Annotated in this window: 18 protein-coding genes; 10 read left to right on the top strand and 8 right to left on the bottom strand. The window is 60.8% G+C overall.

The window, feature by feature from the left end; all coding sequences use genetic code 11:
• Position 1 precedes the first annotated feature (1 nt).
• Genes AO065_RS17425 through AO065_RS17395 form a run of 7 tightly spaced genes read left to right on the top strand, consistent with a single transcriptional unit; the run spans position 2 to position 7,012 of the window.
• Positions 2-1,870, top strand: coding sequence for an IucA/IucC family protein (locus AO065_RS17425; RefSeq protein ID WP_004882223.1), 1,869 nt, complete (start codon positions 2-4; stop codon positions 1,868-1,870).
• A complete protein-coding gene (locus AO065_RS17420) occupies positions 1,860-2,780 on the top strand; it encodes an ABC transporter substrate-binding protein (protein WP_004882224.1) in 921 nt (306 codons plus the stop codon). Before AO065_RS17425 ends, AO065_RS17420 begins: the two co-directional genes overlap by 11 nt.
• Positions 2,777-3,766: a FecCD family ABC transporter permease gene (locus AO065_RS17415; RefSeq protein ID WP_004882226.1), complete on the top strand. Its 990-nt coding sequence runs from the start codon at positions 2,777-2,779 to the stop codon at positions 3,764-3,766. The genes AO065_RS17420 and AO065_RS17415 overlap by 4 nt, the downstream gene beginning before the upstream one ends.
• Positions 3,759-4,790 carry a FecCD family ABC transporter permease gene (locus tag AO065_RS17410; protein WP_004882228.1) on the top strand — a complete coding sequence of 344 codons (1,032 nt, stop codon included), beginning with the start codon at positions 3,759-3,761 and terminating at the stop codon, positions 4,788-4,790. The genes AO065_RS17415 and AO065_RS17410 overlap by 8 nt, the downstream gene beginning before the upstream one ends.
• A gap of 10 nt (positions 4,791-4,800) precedes the next feature.
• A complete protein-coding gene (locus AO065_RS17405; RefSeq protein WP_004882230.1) occupies positions 4,801-5,592 on the top strand; it encodes an ABC transporter ATP-binding protein in 792 nt (263 codons plus the stop codon).
• Positions 5,589-6,365: an IucA/IucC family C-terminal-domain containing protein gene (locus AO065_RS17400; protein ID WP_004882233.1), complete on the top strand. Its 777-nt coding sequence runs from the start codon at positions 5,589-5,591 to the stop codon at positions 6,363-6,365. The genes AO065_RS17405 and AO065_RS17400 overlap by 4 nt, the downstream gene beginning before the upstream one ends.
• Positions 6,356-7,012 (top strand): RraA family protein, encoded by a 657-nt coding sequence (locus AO065_RS17395; protein WP_032650953.1) that lies wholly within the window; start codon positions 6,356-6,358, stop codon positions 7,010-7,012. The genes AO065_RS17400 and AO065_RS17395 overlap by 10 nt, the downstream gene beginning before the upstream one ends.
• 74 nt (positions 7,013-7,086) lie before the next feature.
• On the opposite strand, the gene AO065_RS17390 is transcribed toward AO065_RS17395, so the two are convergent.
• From AO065_RS17390 to AO065_RS17355, 8 genes are all read right to left on the bottom strand, one after another.
• The gene (locus tag AO065_RS17390; protein WP_004882237.1) at positions 7,087-7,524 is read right to left on the bottom strand and encodes a response regulator; all 438 of its coding nucleotides are present in this window, start codon (positions 7,522-7,524) and stop codon (positions 7,087-7,089) included.
• Between the two features lie 126 nt (positions 7,525-7,650).
• Positions 7,651-8,898 (bottom strand): pectate lyase family protein, encoded by a 1,248-nt coding sequence (locus AO065_RS17385; RefSeq protein ID WP_004882238.1) that lies wholly within the window; start codon positions 8,896-8,898, stop codon positions 7,651-7,653.
• 300 nt (positions 8,899-9,198) lie between these two features.
• Positions 9,199-10,146: a sugar-binding transcriptional regulator gene (locus AO065_RS17380; RefSeq protein WP_032650955.1), complete on the bottom strand. Its 948-nt coding sequence runs from the start codon at positions 10,144-10,146 to the stop codon at positions 9,199-9,201.
• Between the two features lie 74 nt (positions 10,147-10,220).
• A complete protein-coding gene (locus AO065_RS17375; protein ID WP_004882242.1) occupies positions 10,221-11,024 on the bottom strand; it encodes an SDR family oxidoreductase in 804 nt (267 codons plus the stop codon).
• Between the two features lie 57 nt (positions 11,025-11,081).
• Positions 11,082-11,846, bottom strand: a complete 765-nt coding sequence (locus tag AO065_RS17370; protein WP_004882243.1) for an SDR family oxidoreductase — start codon at positions 11,844-11,846, stop codon at positions 11,082-11,084.
• Between the two features lie 10 nt (positions 11,847-11,856).
• A complete protein-coding gene (locus AO065_RS17365; RefSeq protein WP_004882245.1) occupies positions 11,857-13,368 on the bottom strand; it encodes a sugar ABC transporter ATP-binding protein in 1,512 nt (503 codons plus the stop codon).
• 54 nt (positions 13,369-13,422) lie between these two features.
• Positions 13,423-14,355 carry a sugar ABC transporter substrate-binding protein gene (locus AO065_RS17360; protein ID WP_004882246.1) on the bottom strand — a complete coding sequence of 311 codons (933 nt, stop codon included), beginning with the start codon at positions 14,353-14,355 and terminating at the stop codon, positions 13,423-13,425.
• Positions 14,356-14,419: 64 nt separating this feature from the next.
• A complete protein-coding gene (locus tag AO065_RS17355; protein WP_004882249.1) occupies positions 14,420-15,415 on the bottom strand; it encodes an ABC transporter permease in 996 nt (331 codons plus the stop codon).
• A 275-nt stretch (positions 15,416-15,690) separates the two neighbouring features.
• Here AO065_RS17355 and AO065_RS17350 point away from each other — a divergent pair, with 275 nt between their 5' ends.
• Genes AO065_RS17350 through AO065_RS17340 form a run of 3 tightly spaced genes read left to right on the top strand, consistent with a single transcriptional unit; the run spans position 15,691 to position 19,008 of the window.
• Positions 15,691-16,527: a transketolase gene (locus AO065_RS17350; RefSeq protein WP_004882252.1), complete on the top strand. Its 837-nt coding sequence runs from the start codon at positions 15,691-15,693 to the stop codon at positions 16,525-16,527.
• Positions 16,517-17,473 carry a transketolase family protein gene (locus AO065_RS17345; protein WP_004882254.1) on the top strand — a complete coding sequence of 319 codons (957 nt, stop codon included), beginning with the start codon at positions 16,517-16,519 and terminating at the stop codon, positions 17,471-17,473. The genes AO065_RS17350 and AO065_RS17345 overlap by 11 nt, the downstream gene beginning before the upstream one ends.
• A 59-nt stretch (positions 17,474-17,532) precedes the next feature.
• Positions 17,533-19,008 (top strand): FGGY family carbohydrate kinase, encoded by a 1,476-nt coding sequence (locus AO065_RS17340; protein ID WP_004882257.1) that lies wholly within the window; start codon positions 17,533-17,535, stop codon positions 19,006-19,008.
• Positions 19,009-19,108 lie beyond the last annotated feature (100 nt).

The following is a 19,108-nucleotide window of genomic DNA, read 5'->3' as shown; positions in this document are numbered from 1 at the left end:
GATGAATTTCACTTCACATGCCGCAGACCTGGTGATGCAGGATCTGGTCGACTGCCTGCTGGCCGAAGACTTTTTCGGCCAGGAAAACCTGGCATTGCAGGACACCGCCCAATGGCAACTGAGCCACCCGCAGGCTCCGGCGCTGTCCGGGAAAAGCGCCGGCCAACAGGTCTGGGACTGGAACTGCGATGCCGCCGAGCAACGCTTCATCAGCATCGCGCTGCGCCCCGGCATCACCCAGCAATGGGAGAAGGTACCCGGCACGCCGGTGCTGGGCCGTCAGGGCGAGCGTTGGACGCAGTTGTCTCCCGAAGACTTCATGAAGTGGGTGTTCGCCGGCATGGCGACGCGCTTTGCCGACAACGAAAAAGGTCTGTCGCTGTTCCTGGATGTGCTGCGCATCAGCGTCTGGCAGACCGCACTGTCGCTGGATCACAACGTGGACGACCAGAACCTGATGGGCCAGGACGGTCACACCTTCTTCCGTACCATGGAGCAATGGGCCTCGTTGCGTGACCGTCCTTACCATCCGCTGGCCAAAGCCAAGCAGGGCCTGGATGAGCAGCAGTACCGCGCCTATCAGGCCGAGTTTGCCAAACCGGTGGTGCTGAACTGGGTGGCGGTGGAAAAGACCCTGCTGCAATGTGGCGAGGGCGTCGCGGACCTGCAGGCGTCTTTCCCGGCCCGTTACCTGCTGCCCACTGACCTGCAGGCCCGGCTCGATCAGGAAATGCAGGCCCGCGGCATTGCCCACAGTCACGTCGCGCTGCCGGTTCATCCCTGGCAGTTCGATCACGTGCTGGAGGCGCAAGTGGGTGACGCGCTGGCCAAGGGCGACTGCCTGCGCCTGGACTTTCAGGAAGCGTCGGTATTTGCCACCTCGTCGTTGCGTTCGATGACGCCGTGCTTCGACAGCGCCGATTACCTGAAGCTGCCGATGGCGATCTACTCCCTCGGTGCATCGCGCTACTTGCCTGCGGTAAAGATGATCAATGGCAATCTGAGCGAAGCCTTGTTGCGTCAGGTGGTCGAGAAGGACGAGACACTGGGTCGCTCGCTGCACCTGTGTGACGAGCGTACGTGGTGGGCCTTCATGCCGACTGGCGCCAGCCTGTTCGACGAAGGCCCGCGTCATCTTTCGGCGATGCTGCGCCGTTATCCGGCAGCACTGCTGGACGATCCCGAATGCCGCCTGCTGCCGATGGCCGCGCTGGGCACGCCGTTGCCGGGCAGCAATCGGCACTTCTTCGATGAGTGGATGGCGTATCGCGAGCTGCCACGCAATCAGGCCTCGGTGCTGACGCTGTTCCGGGAGTTGAGCCACAGCTTCTTCGACATTAACCTGCGCATGCTGCGCCTGGGCATGCTCGGCGAAGTGCACGGTCAGAATGCGGTACTGGTCTGGAAAGCGGGGCAGGCGCAGGGCCTGTTGCTGCGTGATCATGACTCGCTGCGCATCTTCGTGCCGTGGCTTGAGCGCAACGGCATGCAGGATCCGGTGTATCGCATGAAGAAAGGTCATGCCAATACCCTGTACCATGAGCGCCCCGAAGATCTGCTGTTCTGGCTGCAGACCCTGGGTATTCAGGTCAATGTCCGGGCAATCATGGACACCCTGGCGCAGGTCTACGACATTCCGGTCACCGCGCTGTGGACCGTATTGCGCGATGTGCTGGACAACCTGATCACCACCATTGAATTCGACGAGGAGGCCCGCAACATGCTCCGGCACCAACTGTTCGAAGTACCGAACTGGCCACAGAAACTGCTGCTCACGCCGATGATCGCGCGTGCTGGCGGGCCGGGCAGCATGCCGTTCGGCAAGGGCCAGGTGGTCAACCCGTTCCACAGGTTGCGACGTGAGGTCTGACGAGCCTGATCAGCCATCGCGGCGCAAGGTACTGCGCCTGTCGCTGGGACTGTTGGTGTTACCCGGATTGACGCTGCCCGGCATTGCCCGGGCAGCGCCGTTGCGGGTGGTCACGCTGTTTCAGGGCGCCTCCGACACAGCGGTGGCGCTGGGCGTCACGCCCTGTGGCGTGGTGGATTCCTGGAGTGAAAAGCCCATGTACCGCTACCTGCGCCCGGCGCTGGCGGCGGTGCCCCATGTGGGCCTGGAAACCCAGCCGAGCCTGGAAGACATTGTGCTGCTCAAGCCGGACCTGATCGTGGCCTCGCGTTTTCGTCATCAACGCATTGCGCCGTTGCTTGAACAGATTGCACCTCTGGTGATGCTGGAAGAGGTGTTCGAATTCAAGCGCACCCTGGCGATGATGGGCGCGGCCCTGAATCGCCAGCAGCAGGCCATGGCGCTGCTCGGGCAATGGCAGCAACGCGTGGCAACGCTGCGTGAACAGCTGAAGGCGAGGTTTGCCGGACGCTGGCCCATCACTGTATCGGTGCTCGATGTCCGCGAGGACCATATCCGTAGTTACCTTCCTGCCAGTTTTGCCGGCTCCGTGCTCAGCGAGCTGGACTTCGACTGGACACCCGCCGCCCGCGAAGCGCAGGGCGTTTCCCTCAAACTCAGCAGTAAAGAGAGCCTGCCTGTGGTCGATGCCGACCTGTTCTTTATCTTTCAGCGTGGCGACAGCAAGGCCGCGCAGAACACGTACGAAAAGCTGGTGCAGCATCCGTTCTGGAAACAGTTGCGAGCACCGCAGGACGGTCAGGTCTGGCGCGTCGATGCGGTGGCCTGGAGCCTGTCCGGCGGAATTCTGGGCGCCAACCTGATGCTCGACGAAATATCAAAGGTTGCGCTCGGGACCCGCTCTTCATGAAGCAAGGAACGAGACTGGGCATCGGCGCGCTGGTGCTCATGGTGTGCATGGGGTTGAGCCTTGCGTCAGGGGCCAGCTGGATTTCGCCTGCGGCGATCGTCAACAGCCTCTGGCAGCCTGATGCCCTGAGTGCGACCCAGCATGTCCTGCTCGACAGCCGCTTTACCCGTACGCTGATGGCGATTGCCGTGGGCGCGAGTCTGGCCGTGGCCGGCGCCCTGATGCAGGCCCTGACACGCAACCCGCTGGCGTCTCCGGGTCTGTTCGGCATCAATGCCGGGGCGACGTTTTCGATCATTGCCTGTTCGTCGTTGCTGACCCTGACCTCGATGAGTCAGTGGCTGTGGTGCGCTTTCATCGGCGCGGCGGTGGCGGGGTGTCTGGTCTGGGTGATCGGCAATCGGGGGCAGGGCAGCCTCAATCCGCTGCGTATCGTGCTGGCGGGAGCTGCTATCACGGCGCTGTTCACCGCGTTCAGTCAGGCGTTGCTGGTGGTCAATCAGGACGGTCTGGACACGGTGCTGTTCTGGCTTGCGGGTTCGCTGTCGGAGCGCGACCTGAGCGCCGCGGCGCCGATGCTGGTCTGTGTGGTGCTGGCCCTGCTCGCCGCGCTGCTGCTGGCAGGGCAGGTCAATGTGCTCAATACCGGCGAAGCCATTGCCACCGCTCTGGGCCAGCGTACCGGGCTGATCCGCCTGCTGATGAGCATCGTGATCATTGCCCTGGCGGGCAGTGCAGTGGCGTTGGCAGGCAGTATCGGCTTCATCGGCCTGCTGGTCCCGCACATGGTGCGCAAGACACTGTCCATCGACCATCGCTGGCTGCTGCCGGGCTGTGCGCTGCTGGGTGCGACGCTATTGCTGCTCGCCGATACGCTGGCGCGGGTAGTGATCGTGCCGCAGGAAGTGCCGGTCGGTGTGATGACGGCGCTGTTTGGTGCGCCATTTTTCATAGCGCTGGCGCGTCGGGGAGCGCGTTATGGATAAGCACCTGACGCTCCGTTATCGCGGATTTTCCAGACGTTTCAGTCTGGCTGGCCTGACACGATTGCTGGCGGCGCTGGCCTTCACCTTACTGGTCATGCTGGGCTCACTGGCGCTGGGCAAGGTCAACCTGTCGCCTGCAACGCTGTTTGACGTGCTGTCCGGGCAGGCAGACCAGAGTCTGGTGTTCATCGTCGAGCAACTGCGCATGCCAAGGCTGGCGCTGGCCGCGCTTGTGGGCGCAGCGCTTGCCGTGTCCGGCCTGATCCTGCAGAGCATCATCCGCAATCCGCTGGCGTCGCCTGACCTGCTGGGCATCACCAGCGGTGCCAGCGCGGCAGCGGTGATCTACCTGTCGTTCTTCTCTGCAGCGCTGGGTGCGCAGTTTCTGCCCCTTGCCGCCATCAGCGGTGCCGGTCTGGCGGCGCTGGCCATCTATCTGTTGGCCTGGAATCAGGGCGCTTCTCCGCTGCGACTGGTGCTGATCGGCGTTGGGGTGTCGGCGTTATTGGCTGCCGTCACCACCTTCATTCTGGTGTTCAGCCCGTTGACCACAACCTTGTCGGCCTACGTCTGGCTGACCGGCAGCGTGTATGGTGCCAGTTGGCCCGAACCGCGTGCGCTCGCAAGCTGGCTGGTGGTGGTCCTGCCATTGCTGGTGCTACTCGCTCGACAGGTGCGGGTGCAACAGCTGGATGATGATCTGGCTCAGGGTATCGGTGTGCGTGTGCAGTGGTTGCGCGCCGGCCTGTTGCTGGTCAGCGTGGCGCTGGCCGGTCTGGCCGTGGCCTGGGGCGGGGCGATTGCCTTTGTCGGCCTGATCGCGCCGCACATCGCCAAACGTCTGGTGCCGCCGGGGTTTGCCGGGCAGGCGCTGATGTCTGCGCTGATGGGCGCCAATCTGGTGATGCTGGCCGATCTGGCCGGACGTACGCTGTTCCTGCCGCTGGACCTGCCCGCAGGAATTTTCGTCGCGGTGCTAGGCACGCCGTTTTTTCTGTATCTCTTGATCAACCAGCGGCATTAAGGAATTTCGGATGGCGTCCATTGCAACCAATGACCTGACCTTGAGCTATCAGGGCCAGGTCATCATCGACAGCCTCGACCTGCAGCTTCCTCCGGGGCAGGTGACGGTGCTGATCGGCAGCAACGGTTGCGGCAAAAGCACGTTGCTCAAATCTCTGGCCCGGCTGCTGAAACCTCAGGCAGGCAGTGTGGTGCTCAATGGGGCTGACATTCATCACAAGTCCACGGCCACCGTGGCACGTGAACTGGCGATCCTGCCGCAGATGCCCAGCGCGCCTGAAGGCATCAGCGTCCGTCAATTGGTCGCGCTGGGCCGTTATCCGTATCAGAACTGGATGCAGCAATGGTCCGCGCAGGATGAGGCCATGGTCGAAAAGGCCCTGATGCAGACCGGCATGCACGCATTGGCCGAGCGCCCGGTGGACGCCTTGTCGGGCGGTCAGCGTCAGCGTGCGTGGATCGCCATGACCCTGGCACAGGACACCGACCTGGTGCTGCTGGACGAGCCGACCACCTTTCTCGACCTGGCTCATCAGATCGAAGTGCTTGACCTGTTGCGCGACCTCAACCGACAGGAAGGCAAGACCATCGTCATGGTTCTGCACGATCTGAATCTGGCCTGCCGCTACGCCGATCACATGATTGCCGTGCACCAACGCACAGCATTTGCCCAGGGGCGTCCTGCCGACATTCTCAGCGAAACACTGGTCAAGCAGGTGTTCGACCTGAACTGCCGGATCATTCCCGACCCGTTTTTCGGCACGCCGCTGTGCATTCCCTTCGGCCGGGAACTGCCGCAATGACGGCTGGGCAAGCCTTCAGCGACGCCGAATGGGCTTTGCTCTGCGGGCCGCTCCAGCTCAGAACGGCAGATGCTCGCGACTCAAGATCCTTGCCCGCACAGGACCTGCTGGACGAGGCCGTGTGCAGCGATCTGCTGGATGCACTGGGCCCAGTCATTGGTTCTCCGACGCGGGCGATCACAGCATCCCTGCTGGCCAAGCGGTTTTCCTTTCTCGGCACGGGTGCCTGCCTTTATTCCATGTCGGTGTTCGACAAGGGCCTCAGCCTGTCGCTGGACAATAGCGTGATCGAGTACGCCCACGATGACGGCCTGTGGACGTCATCCATGCCACTGCTGAATGTTGTTCCTTTTGGCTACGCAACTGGAGACCGGGACATCTGGCGTGAATCGATCGTCCAGACCCTGTTCGCCGGATTGTTGAAACCGCTCTGGGAAACCTTCAACCGGGTGAGCGGTATTTCCCGACGCATCCTGTGGGAAAACACTGCCGTGCGGGTGTACTCGCTCTACGAGAAGCGCATGGCCAAGGTCGACGATCCCGTCATTCGTGCGCGTTACGAAGCCGATTTCGACTGGCTGTTGAACCACGCCGATCCTTCGTTGTTCGGTCTGGACTACAACCCGCTGAAGCATTTCAGACGACCACCAACGACATTGCCTTCCGGTCAAAGCATCCGTTTCCGACGCACCTGCTGTTTTTATTACGACGCAAGCAATCCCGTCGAGTACTGCTCGACCTGTCCGTTATTGAGGCCAAAGAAATGCCGATGAATGAGCGAATCGCACCGCGACAGCAGCACATCAGCCAGGACGTGCTTGATCAGTACCGGGACATTTCAGCATCCACCATCGGTCACTTGACCGAGGCCGGCTATCTGCCCGGCATCCGCCCCATGTTCGAAGGCGCGCGCATGGTCGGCAATGTGGTCACTGTCAAAGTGGATTTGCCCGATGGCAGTATCCTGCGTGACGCCTTGATCAACAGCGAGCCCGGCGACGTACTGGTCGTCGAATGCACGGGTGATGCCCATTGCGCCTGCTGGGGAGAGCTGCGGACACTGGCGGGGCTGATCAAAGGACTGGCAGGTGTGGTGGTGTCGGGCTCCGTCACGGATGTTGCGGCGTTACGTGCGCATGGACTGCCGGTATTCAGCCGCGGGATCAGCGCCGTTACCACGCGAAGCCTTGGGCAGAGCGGGGCGCTCAATCATCCGGTCAGGATCTGCGAGGTCACGGTACAGCCTGGAGATCTGGCCATTGGCGACGACGACGGCGTGTTCATTCTGAGCGCGCAGCAGGCAGGCGAACTATTGCCTGAGTTGCTGGCGAAAGAGCAGGCAGACCGGACACGCCGTGACGAATTGCTGGGACGGTTGGTCGAGAAGCGGATGAATGTATCGAAACGCTTCGTGGTGTAGTGCCAGTCAGCCAAACCGCTAAAGTTGCGCGCAATGCAATCCGGTTTCATTGCGCGCAATAGCGGCAGAAGGACTCAGTTGGGATCGTCCATGGAAACCTGAGCGATACCTTCTGCGCCCAGGCTGTCCATGATGCCGTTGACCAGTTGCGTGATGGTCCAGGGCTTGGCAATGAACAGCACGTCGTCCTTCAACTGATCGCTGCCCGGCGTACCGTGGCCGGACATGACCACGACCGGAATATGCGACCACTGCGAACCCACCACGTTGGCCAGAGCGATACCGTCCATACTGCCTGGCATACGGACATCGGTCAGCAGCAGGGCCACCTTGTTGATGTTCTGCTGGAGGTATTTCATTGCTTCGTCGGCGTTTTCCACCGCCTTGGTGCGCAGTCCGACGTCCGTCTCGAGGATTTCACAGACGAAGTCACGGATCGTCTGTTCGTCTTCAACGACCAGCACCAGACCTTCCCCTTGTGCAGGCTTCCCATACTGCTCTGATTGAGCCATTTTTCGTTCCCTCAGCCTTGCATATCACATTCAAAAACACTGCAACGGCGGATCGAACCGTTGCTCATGCTGATATGAGCAAAACAGGGGCGGAAAAATTCATATTTTTCTGAAAATCAGCTCATCTCATTGCTTGGCAGGGCCAGTGGGCAGCGGCTGAGCCTGGGTGCCGGCCACACTGATCTTGCCTGCACCTGCGGTCTGGGGCACCTGTTTGAACGCGACGTCTGCGGGCAACGGCGTAATCAGATAGTCGAGGTGTTGGCTGAACGCCTGAAGCGCATTGAGGTCTTCGGGACGGTAGTCGTTGCCACTGAACTCCTGTTGATTAGGTACGCAAGGTCTGCCAATCGCGGCCTGACATGCGGCGTTTTCGGCTTCGGTGCCTGGTGCGAATAGCGCGAATGCCGTACCGGGCTGTTTGGCATCGAGGTAGAAGGGATGCGTGACATGATCGAAATAATTGCCCTCCACCAGCAGATGCGAGTAAGAGGTTCGCGGCATGATCGCGCCCTGGTAACTCAGGTTGGAGTAGACGTTATTGACCAGTTGCACGGTAACGTCGGCATTAGCCATGCCGCCCGCGTGCGGTCCCCGACCGGACGTGTCGTGGATGAGGTTCCTGGCCACGGTCACGGTGTCCGGGTCGCCCAGGAATAGCCACACCCAATAGTGATGGCCGTCGCAAGACGCGGAGTAGGGCGTGCGACCGTCGAACTCGTTGTCTGAAATGGTGATATGAGACGCAGACATCCAGCCGGTGGCGATCATCTGTCTGCCGATGCGCGCGAACGTATTGTTGCTGATCCACACGCCGTCGGTATTTTCGATGATGAGCGCATCGCCAGCCCATACAGTCTGAGGGTTGACATCGGACAGCGTCAGATTGCGAACGATAACGTTGTGGACACCTCCGCCGATGTGCACCGCGATGCCCTGGATGGCAGCCTGACTGCCGACGCCGATCAGTGTTTTGTTCGATCCCACATTGAGGCGTGTCATACCGGCGTTGTCATAGGTCACGCTGGCCTTCTTCCTGTCTTGACAGAAACCATTGAAACCGTTGATTGCAAGCTGTCCGCCACCAGCAGGACACGGATTTACCTCGCACCCCATCTCGGTGGTTGTGGGGCTGCCGTTGATCATCACGCTGCCACGAAAGTCGAAGGCATGATCGATTTCGATGACGCGAGGCGTGTCGTCGGAACAATGGCCATGGTTATCGTATGAGCCGCACAGCGCTTTTCGAAGCTCGCCGATTGTCGTCGGGCGAACAGGCGCTACGTCGCCACCACCTGTAACGTTTTTGGCAAATCCGTCCGGAAGGTCTGCCGCGTGGGACAGCTCAGGCATCAGTAGCCCGCTGAATGTCATCAGTCCAAAAACCAGCAAGCCAAACAGGCCGTGTGCGGGGATAACCCGCGATGTTTTCCAAGAGGCAGGCGATCTCATTCGGTGCGATTCCACGGTTTTGGACAGGCGAACGTCACTCATCGGCTGCATGAATCGCAGCGATGAGCATTTATGGGGGGTTGGCCTGTTGGTCAGACAGGCGCCCGAGGTTCCACCGAAAGACGGTAAAAGATCAAATGACTAATTATTTAACCGCACGTCCTGACGCTTGTGCGGTAAGGGGCAAAAGAGCCGGTGTTCTTCCTGAGGGCGAGAACCGCTTCAACTGATGAGTGAACGGGCCGTCGCAAGATCGGTGATCAATACATCCAGATAGCCGCCGTGCAGGGCGCCGCGAATCGCGTTGACCTTGCGCTCGCCACCGGCCAGACCGATGACGCGCTCTATGTTCAGGAGCTGTTCCAAGTCCACCGAAACCACCACTTCCTCGCTATCCTGCAGCACCGGCTTGCCGTCCGCATCGTAATAGCGCAGACAGATATCACCCACCGCGCCGCGTTCGGCCAGCAGCTTGAGCATGGGCTCGCCGTGATAGTTTCCGCTATTTCGCAGCAGTTTGGACGGCTCAAGCTCGCCGATGCCGACAATTGCAACGGTCAGATTGGAGAAGCGTTCAACGACTTCCCTGACCTCATCCAATTGCAGAATACGGTGACGGCTGTCGACCGACTGCTCGATACTCTGCGATGGAAGCAAATACGAAGGGCACCCCAGCAGCGTCGCCAGTTGCTGAGTCAGCAATGTAGCCTCGAAGGCACCCTTGTTACCGACACCGCCCAGCAGCTGAACCACTTCAGTGGCCGCACTCTGTTTGGAACTGTGCATGTAGCCGACCATCGCGCGAATGGTCGAGCTCCATGAACTGATGCCGATCCGGTCTTTCTCGGTAACGGTGGTTTCGATGTAATGCGCAGCCGCCGAGCCGATGGCCTGCTTGAGGGCGTCTTCATCCTCGCTGGTCGGCTCGACGACGATTACCTGCCTGACGCCGTAGCGCTGTTGCAGCTCACGTTCCAGATCGAGATGGAAATTCAGCGGACGCTGCACGGAAATCTTGACGATTCCCTCTTTCAGCGCGCGATTGAGCGCCCGACTCACGAACGATTGGGACAGATCCAGTTGCTGTGAAATCTGGGACTGCTTCAGTCCGTCTTCGTAATAAAGCGAAGCAATCTTAGTCAGGAGGCGCTGCTCCTCAAGCATTCTCATCCGGGATCCAACTTAGCCAGTTTGCAGGCACTATGGTGCAATTCGCCTCAAAGCAAAAGCAACCCTTTGCTTGATCAGGACATGATCAGGCCGCCGTCAACATTGATTGACTGGCCGGTAATGTAGGCGGCATCCGCAGAGGCCAGAAAGGTGACCAGTCCGGCAACGTCACGGGCGGTTCCGGCGCGTTTCATCGGGATACCGGCGACCCATTCGGCCATCAGTTCGCCCGTGCCGTAGGTTTTTTCGGGGGTGGACAGAATCTGCCCCCAGACCCGGTCATTGTATTCCCACATTTCGCTCTCGATGATACCGGGGCAAAAGGCATTCACCGTGATGCCGTGAGGCGCCAGCTCATGGGCCAGACTGTGAGTGATGCCGATCACGCCCATTTTGCTGGCAGCGTAGTGGGGCGTGTAGATGAAGCCCTGACGACCCTGCCCGGAGCTGGTGTTGATCAGCCGACCACCGCGCCCGCTATTGATCATGTGTTTGGCGGCTTCGCGGCAACACAGCCAGACGCCGGTGGTGTTGACCTGCAGCACTCGGTCGAAATCGGCACGGGGCATGCGGTCGAAATGGTCGATAGTGATGATCCCGGCGTTCTGCACCGAGACGTCGACCCGGCCGAAGCGAGCCTGTGCCTGGGCGTACAGGTCGATCACCTCCTGTTCACTGGTGACATCGGCCACCACCGGAAGTACCTGAGCGCCGGTCAGCTCGACGATTCGCCGGGCCGTTTCATTGATTCGGTCAGCATTGGACACCATCACCAGATTGGCGCCTTCTCGGGCGAAGCGTTCTGCAATGCCCTCACCGATGCCCCGGCATGCGCCGGTAATGACCACGGTGGCTGCGTGGAAGCGTTTATTGTTCAAGGTTGTGCTCCTTTGCGGGTGGATTCGGTTCGGGATGCATGTTTAAGGCACTGCGGCTCACCAGCAGACGAAACCACCGTCCACGACCAGATCGATGCCGGTGCAGAAAGACGCCGCCTGACTGGAGAGAAAGATGGCAGGCCCGACCATTTCATCGACCGTGGCCATGCGGCCCAGCGGCGTTGTCTCTTCGAAAATCTTCACCTGATCGGCGACTTCCGGCCGGGTATTCATGGGCGTGGCGGTATAGCCGGGGCTGATGCTGTTGACTCGCACGCCGCGCTGCGCCCATTCCATCGCCAGGCTTTTGGACAGGTGGATAACCCCCGCTTTGGACGTGTTGTAGTGGGCCTGCAACAGGCCACGATTGACGATGATCCCGGACATCGAGGCAATGTTGATGATCGATCCGCGCTGACGCGGCAGCATCACACGGGCCTGCGCCTGACAGCTGAGCATGATGCCGGTCAGGTTGACGTCGAGCATCTGCTGCCAGCGACTCAACTCCAGTGTTTCTGCGGGCTGGGCATTGGCAATCCCGGCGGCGTTGACCGCCAGGCTGAGCGCACCCAGGTCCTGTTCGGTGCGGGCAACTGCCGCGTCCAGCTCCTCGGGCGAGGTCACCGAGCCTTCCAGTGCCAACGCCTTGCGGCCATGACGCTGAATGCCTTCTATAGTGCTGGACATGTCCCGACTGCCGGGGAGGTCGAAGCACGCGACATTGGCGCCGGCTTCAGCCAGCCCGATCGCGATGGCCTGACCGATGCCGCTTCCGGCACCGGTGACGAAGGCGGTTTGTCCACTCAAATCAAACAGACGCATAAATCGGCTCCTAGGCTGTCGCCAGTTCCATCACTGCCACAGGCGTGGCGTTCTCTTTGTCCAGAATGCCCATCTGGCGGCCCCGGCTCATGACCATGACCCGGCTGGCCAGACCCAGCACCTCATCCAGGTCGGAACTCACCACAATCACGGCCATGCCGTTAGCGGCCAGTTCGGCGATCACCTCATAGATTGCCGCACGGGCACCGACGTCGATGCCTCGGGTCGGCTCATCGAGAATGAACACCTTGGGGTTACGGGCGAGCCACTTGGCGATGATCACTTTCTGCTGATTGCCGCCGGACAGGCAGGAAATCGTCTGTTCCGGCAGGCCTTTGACGCCCATCCGCGAGACGGCCCTCTGCGCGAACTCCCTCAAGCCGGACGGAGAAATCCATCCCTGGCCCGGGAGCAGGTCGGTATTGCCATAGATCAGGTTTTCTTCGATGGCGTGATCCACCACCACGCCTTGCTGCTTGCGATCTTCCGGCACCAGAACGATCCCGGCCTGGATTGCTTCGTGCGGTGACTCGAAGTTTTGAGGATGATTGTCGAGGATCAGCGTGCCGGTGATGTGCTCGGCCGCGCCCGCGATGGCCCGGACCAGTTCGGTCCTGCCAGCCCCGACGACGCCTGCGATACCGAACACCTCACCTTTGTAGACCGAGAAGTCTATATCGTGAAATTCCATTTCCCGGCACTTGAGGTCTTTGACCGTCAGCACGACCTCTGACTGGGCCGGTTTCATCACCGGGAAGATCCGGTCGACACTGCGGCCGACCATTTCCGCGACCAGTTGCCGGACCGGCACCTGCGCGGTGGCATGGACGGCGACCTGCCGACCATCGCGCAACACCAGTATCCGGTCTGCCACTCTGGCAATTTCTTCCATTCGGTGGCTGATATAGATGAACGACACACCTTCGGCTTTCAGCCGGTCGACCTGGGCGAAGAGCTTTTCGGTTTCCTCACCGCCCAGTGCCGCGGTAGGCTCGTCGAGAATCAGCAGGCTGGCCTTGAGGGTCAGCGCCTTGGCGATCTCGACCAGTTGCTGTGCCGCCACGCTCAAACCTGCAACCTTGCGGGTCGCCGAAACCTTCAGCCCCAGACGATCCAGCTGCTTTTGCGCTTCGGCTTCCATGAAGGCTCTGTCGACACGCCCGAAGCGAGTCGGCAGACGCCCCACGAACATGTTTTCGGCAATCGACAGTTCCGGCAACAGACGTATCTCCTGATGGATGAGCCCGATACCTGAATCCAGCGCAGCACCGGGAGAGGCGGGCCCATAGGCTTCGCCTTGCCAGGTCATCGAACCGCCAGCCTCGGGCGGAACGAGACCGGCGATGATCGAAGACAGCGTGGATTTGCCCGCACCGTTCTCGCCGAGCAAGGCAAGCACTTCGCCCGGGTAGATATCGACGTCGATGTCAGCAAGCACCTCGATGGCCGCGTACTTCTTGCCGATGTTGCGCAGGCTGAGCCTGGGTGCAGGCTGCGATTGATCTATTGCGGTGGCAGACATGGGCTCTCCCCGGCAGTGACTGGATTGATCGACACCTTGAGAGGTGCTCGCCAATCAAGGATGGTTGGCGATGAAAGGCGCCACGTTTTCCTTGGTCGTCAGAATCGCTTCCTGCAACTGTTCCTTGGGCACGGTCTTGCCTTCCTTCAGCGCGATGGCCGAGTCCAGCGCCAGACGGCCCATCTTCTGCGCCTGCTGGGTCATGGTGGCCGACAGCGTGCCATTGGCAACCGCCTTGAGGCCCGCAACATCACCGTCGAAGCCCACGATGGTCACCGGCTGCTCCAGGTTAGCGACCTTCACTGCCTGGGCAGCGCCCAGTGCCATAGCGTCGGCTCTGCCGAAGAACACGGTGATGTTCGGATCGCGCTGGAGCATGTCCTGAGCGACGGCGAAGCCACGGTCCTGCGCCCATTCGGCGGGTTGCTCGGCGACGACTTTCAGGTCGGGGAATTTCTTGAGGCCTTCGGAAAAGCCTTTGGCGCGATCGTTTTCAGGTGAGGTGCCGATCTGCCCCTGAAGAATGGCAACCCGGCCTTTGCCGCCGGTTACCTTGCCGACGTATTCGGCCAGCGTACGGGCGGCTGCGACGCTGTCGCTGGCAATGAAGGTGTCACCCGGCGCGTCAGGCGCGTTGCGATCCACCGCGATGACCGGAATACCTGCTGCCTTGGCCGCCTTGACCGGAACCCCGGCGGCGGTGGCGCCTGCCGGAATATAGATGAGGGCGTCGATCTTGCGCGTGATCAGGTCCTGAACCTGGCTCACCTGCGTGGCCGAGTTGCCTTGAGCATCGACCGTAATGACCTTGATGCCTTTCTCCTTGCCAGCGGCCTCGACCGACTGTTTGATCTGATTGAAAAAGTCGGCCTGCAGGTTGGCGACAGCCAGGCCGACGGTGAGGTTTTCAGCCCAGGCCTGGCCCGTTGTGGCAAGGGTGACAGCCGCGAACAGACTGCCCAGCAACAGCTTTTTTGGCGCGAACATAGCGGTTCTCCATTGTTTTTGTTGTGTAATGCGGTCAGGGAACAGAAATCGCAAAGCATTCAAATCAACGTTGGTTGGCGCGGCGGCGCAGCGTGTCCAGCGTCACCGCCAGGGCGATCACCACGCCTATCACCACCTGTTGCACGAACGGCGAGACGCCCAGCAGGTTCAAGCCGTTGCGCAGCACACCGATAATCAGCACACCGACCAGCGTGCCGCCGATGCTGCCGACACCGCCACTGAGACTGGCGCCGCCAATGACCACGGCTGCGATGGCATCGAGCTCCAGTGTCAGCCCGGCGCTCGGTTGCGACGAATCAAGCCGCGCGGCCATGGCCACGGCTGCAAGACCGGCCAGTGCACCGCTCAACGCATAAATCCACAGGGTGATTTTCTTGACCTTGATGCCTGAAAGGCGCGCGACTTCAGCGCTGCCGCCAATCGCATACAGACTGCGACCACCCGCCCGAAAGCGCAGGTAGACCCAGGCCACGGCCAGCATCACCAGAAACAGCGCGACGGTTGCAGACAGAAAACCAAAGTGACGCTGAGTGGCGAGGCTGGTGAACCAGTCGGGAAAACCGACGATCTGGCGTCCGTCAGTGAGGATATTCGCCATCCCGCGCGCGACCGACATCATGGTCAGCGTCGCAATGAAGGCGGGCAGCCGGGCCTTGGCGATCAGCGTTCCGGAGATCAGGCCACAGACCATGCCGCCCAGGATGGCCAGCGGTATGGCAAAGCCCATCGGTACGCCCACATCCTGATAAAGCCAGCCCAGCAACATCATGGAAAACGCCAGCACCGATCCGACCGACAGGTCTATCCCGCCGATGACAATCACCGCCGTCATGCCGATGGCAAGAATGCCCAGCACAGTGACTTGGTCGAGGATGTTGAGGGCGTTGCGGACCGAGAAGAAATATTCGGAAGTGAACGAAAACGCCAGGATCAAAAGCGCAAGCCCGATCAGCGGACCGCCTACGTTCTGAGGCAGGCGCAGTGCCAGGCGGGTGAGGGGTTTGGGTGGGATCGAGCCAATCGGGGCTTTTGCGTCCACGGGCTTCTCCTGGGTTTTGTTGTTGTTATTTGGCACGCCGGAATAATTATTCGTACGTGATTTTTAAATCAGACTCCCGCTGTGGCTCTTGGATGTCAAGTGCTTTCTTCGCTTTGAGGATGTGCGGCAGGTCGACCCAAAGGTCGACAGAAGGGATTGACGACGGAACGGATTAGGCTCTAAATACAAATATATTCTCATAGATGAATAATTATTCGAGAATGGCGCAGCCTCGATTTTCCGGTTTGCGTCCAGGTCACAACCAGGGGATCGAGATGAATCCATTCCGCTATGAAGTACTGCAAATTCGCGCAACTGCCCAGGCGATCCGGCGCAGGATCATCAAGCTGAACGCCGAGTCGCCAGCCGGGGGACACACCGGGGCCGACCTGTCCGAGACCGATATCCTTGCGACGCTGTATTTCCGGTTGCTCAACGTGTCGCCCGCAACGCTCGGCGATCCGGACCGCGATATCTATATCCAGAGCAAGGGGCACGGTGTCGGCGGTCTTTACTGCTGCCTGGCAGAAGCGGGGTATTTCCCTGCCGAGTGGCTGGACACCTACCAGCACTTCGACTCACACCTGCCGGGGCATCCGGTGCGCCAGAAAACCCCAGGCATCGAATTGAACACCGGCGCTCTGGGGCACGGTTTGCCTGTGGCCTGCGGCATTGCCATTGCCGCCAAGAAGTCCGGCAGCCGCAAGCATGTCTTCGTACTGACTGGCGATGGCGAGCTGGGTGAAGGCTCCAACTGGGAGGCGGCGTTGACGGCTGCCAAATACCAACTGGATAACCTGATCGTGATCGTCGACCACAACCAGTTGCAGCTCGCCGGTCGAACTGCAGAGATTCTTCCCCTGGAGCCTTTGCCGGACAAATGGCGTGCCTTCGGTTTTCAGGTCAGCGAGTGCGATGGCAATGACGTCGCCCAGTTGGTGCAGACGCTGGAAGCCATGCTGCAGCAGTCCGGAGGCCCCAAGGTCCTGATTGCAAACACGGTGAAAGGCAAAGGCGTTTCGTTCATCGAGGACAAGCCCGAATGGCATCACCGCGTACCCAAGGGTGACGAAATCGAAGCCGCATTGAAGGAGCTTGATCATGTCCACTGAACACACTGTAGCGCCAGAAGCGCATCTGGCTTCGGTCATGGTCGAGGCGTTCATCAATGCCGTGGATAACGGTGTCGACCTGATCCCGGTGGTCAGCGATTCGACATCGACGGCCAAGATCGGTCCGTTCATGAAGCGCTTTCCTGATCGCCTGGTAAACGTAGGCATTGCCGAGCAGACACTGGTGGGTGTTGCCGCAGGTCTGGGGCTGTCAGGAAAGGTTGCCGTCACCTGCAACGCCGCGCCGTTTCTGATCTCCCGGGCCAATGAACAGGTGAAGGTGGACGTCTGCTACAACCGCTCGAACGTCAAGATGTTCGGCCTCAACGCAGGCACCAGCTACGGCCCGCTGGCGAGCACGCACCACAGCATTGACGACATCTCGGTCATGCGCGGCTTCGGTAACGTGCAGATTTTTGCGCCGGCGGACGGCGAGGAATGCAGGCAGATCGTCGATTACGCCATTGCCTATGACGGCCCGGTTTACATCCGGTTGGACGGCAAGGCGCTGCCCGCCCTGCATAAGGCCGATTACCGATTCGTGCCTGGCCAGGTCGATATCTTGAAAACGGGACACGACGTCAGCATTGTCGCGCTGGGTTCGGTCGTTCATGAGGCCGTTGACGCAGCGATTCGCCTCGAAGAACTGGGGATCAGCGCGCAGGTCATCAACCTGTCGTCCATCCGCCCGCTACAGCGTGATGCCTTGCTCCAGGCCTTGTGCGCCACTCGCGCCGTGGTCTCGGTGGAAGAGCACAACGTCAATGGCGGTGCCGGCAGCATCGTGGCAGAAGTACTGGCTGAAGCGGGACTGGGCATTGCGCTGGTTCGGCTGGGCATTCAGGACGGCGAATACGCCTCGGCCGGCGGCCGTTCGCCGACACGTGCCAGGCATCAGATCGATGCGGCCGGGATTGTTGCGGCGGCGACGGCGCTGTTGCAATAAGCTGAACGGCTTGTCCGTTCATCAAGACACACAACAACAATAACAACAGGAAGCACGCGATGGCCTCCCTCGACCCCCTGATTCTGGCGCTGGACGAAGGCACCACCAATGCCAAGGCGATCCTTGTCGATCGCAGCGGCAAAGTGGTTGCTCGCTCGTCGCAGCCACTGAGCGTTTCCCATCCCCGGCCCGGCTATGCGGAGCAGGATCCGACCGGGATCTGGCACGCCATGCTCGCGGCCATCGAACACTGCATCGCCCAGACCACGGCGCCGCTTGCCGCCATCGCCATCAGCAACCAGCGCGAGTCGGTTCTGGCCTGGGACAGAAAAACCGGCCACCCCGTTTCGCCGCTTGTGAGCTGGCAATGTCGCCGCTCCGATGACTTCTGCGAGCAACTGGCCCGGCAAGGTCATGCCGAACTGATCCGCTCAACCAGCGGGCTGGCTCTGGACCCGATGTTCTCAGCAGGAAAGATGCGCTGGATTCTCGATCAATTGCCGGATGGGCAGGCGAGGGCGGCGAACGGTGAGGTATGCCTGGGCACCGTGGACAGTTGGCTGCTCTGGCAGTTGACCGGTGGCAAGGTCTTCGCCACGGACGCTTCCAATGCAGCGCGTACGCAATTGATGGACCTGCGGACCTGTCAGTGGAGCGCTGCGTTGACGGATGTTTTCAATATTCCGCTGGCGGCATTGCCTGACATCCGCCCGAGCGCGGGCCTGTTCGGCGAGACGGCGGCGCATGGATCGTTGCCTGCGGGTATACCGATCATGTCGATGATCGGGGACTCCCATGCGGCGCTCTTCGGTCAGGGCGGATTTACGCCGGGCCTGGTGAAAGCCACGCTGGGCACGGGTTCTTCGCTCATGACGCCCATGGCCCGACAGGTGGGCTCAAGTGCAGGACTGGCCACAACCGTTGCCTGGCAAATCGAAGCGCCAACGTATGCGCTGGAAGGCAATATCGTGCATACCGGCGGCGCAGTGAGCTGGGCTGCACGCTTGCTGGGTGCGGCGGACGACATTGACGCACTGGCGGCCGAGGCGGCAGCGTTGCCGGATAACGGCGGTGTGTATTTCGTTCCGGCACTCGGCGGCCTGGGTGCGCCTCACTGGAATTCCCAGGCTCGCGGGCTGATCTGCGGACTGACTGAAGCCTCCAGCCGGGCGCACATCCTGCGCGCGACGCTGGAAGCCATTGCCTACCAGATTCGCGATGTGTTCGACGCGATGGAACAGGACAGTCCCGACCCGCTGGGCGAACTGTGGGTCGATGGCGGCGCCACGCGCAACGAGTGGCTGATGCAGTTTCAGGCGGACCTGTTGCAACGTCCGGTTATCCGCAGCCTGTCTCCTGAGGTCTCCGCCATCGGCGCAGCGCATCTCGCAGGTTTCGCGCTTCGCTGGTGGCCGGATGAAGACGCGCTGGCAAGCCTTGAAAGACCTCGTCAGCGCTACGAGCCCAGGCGCAATGCAGTGCCTGAACTCTATGAACACTGGCATCAGGCGTTGAAGCGCACCGTCATGTCCTGAGCACTGCCGACTGACCGGTTATCCTTTTTCAGGAACCGATCGGCTGCCTGATATTTCTACTGGCACAGGCGCAGTGGGGCGCCGGTGTCGGAGGATAATC

This window comes from Pseudomonas viridiflava (genome assembly GCF_001642795.1).
Classification (GTDB): domain Bacteria; phylum Pseudomonadota; class Gammaproteobacteria; order Pseudomonadales; family Pseudomonadaceae; genus Aquipseudomonas; species Aquipseudomonas viridiflava.
This window is presented reverse-complemented; position numbering and strand designations above follow the sequence as displayed.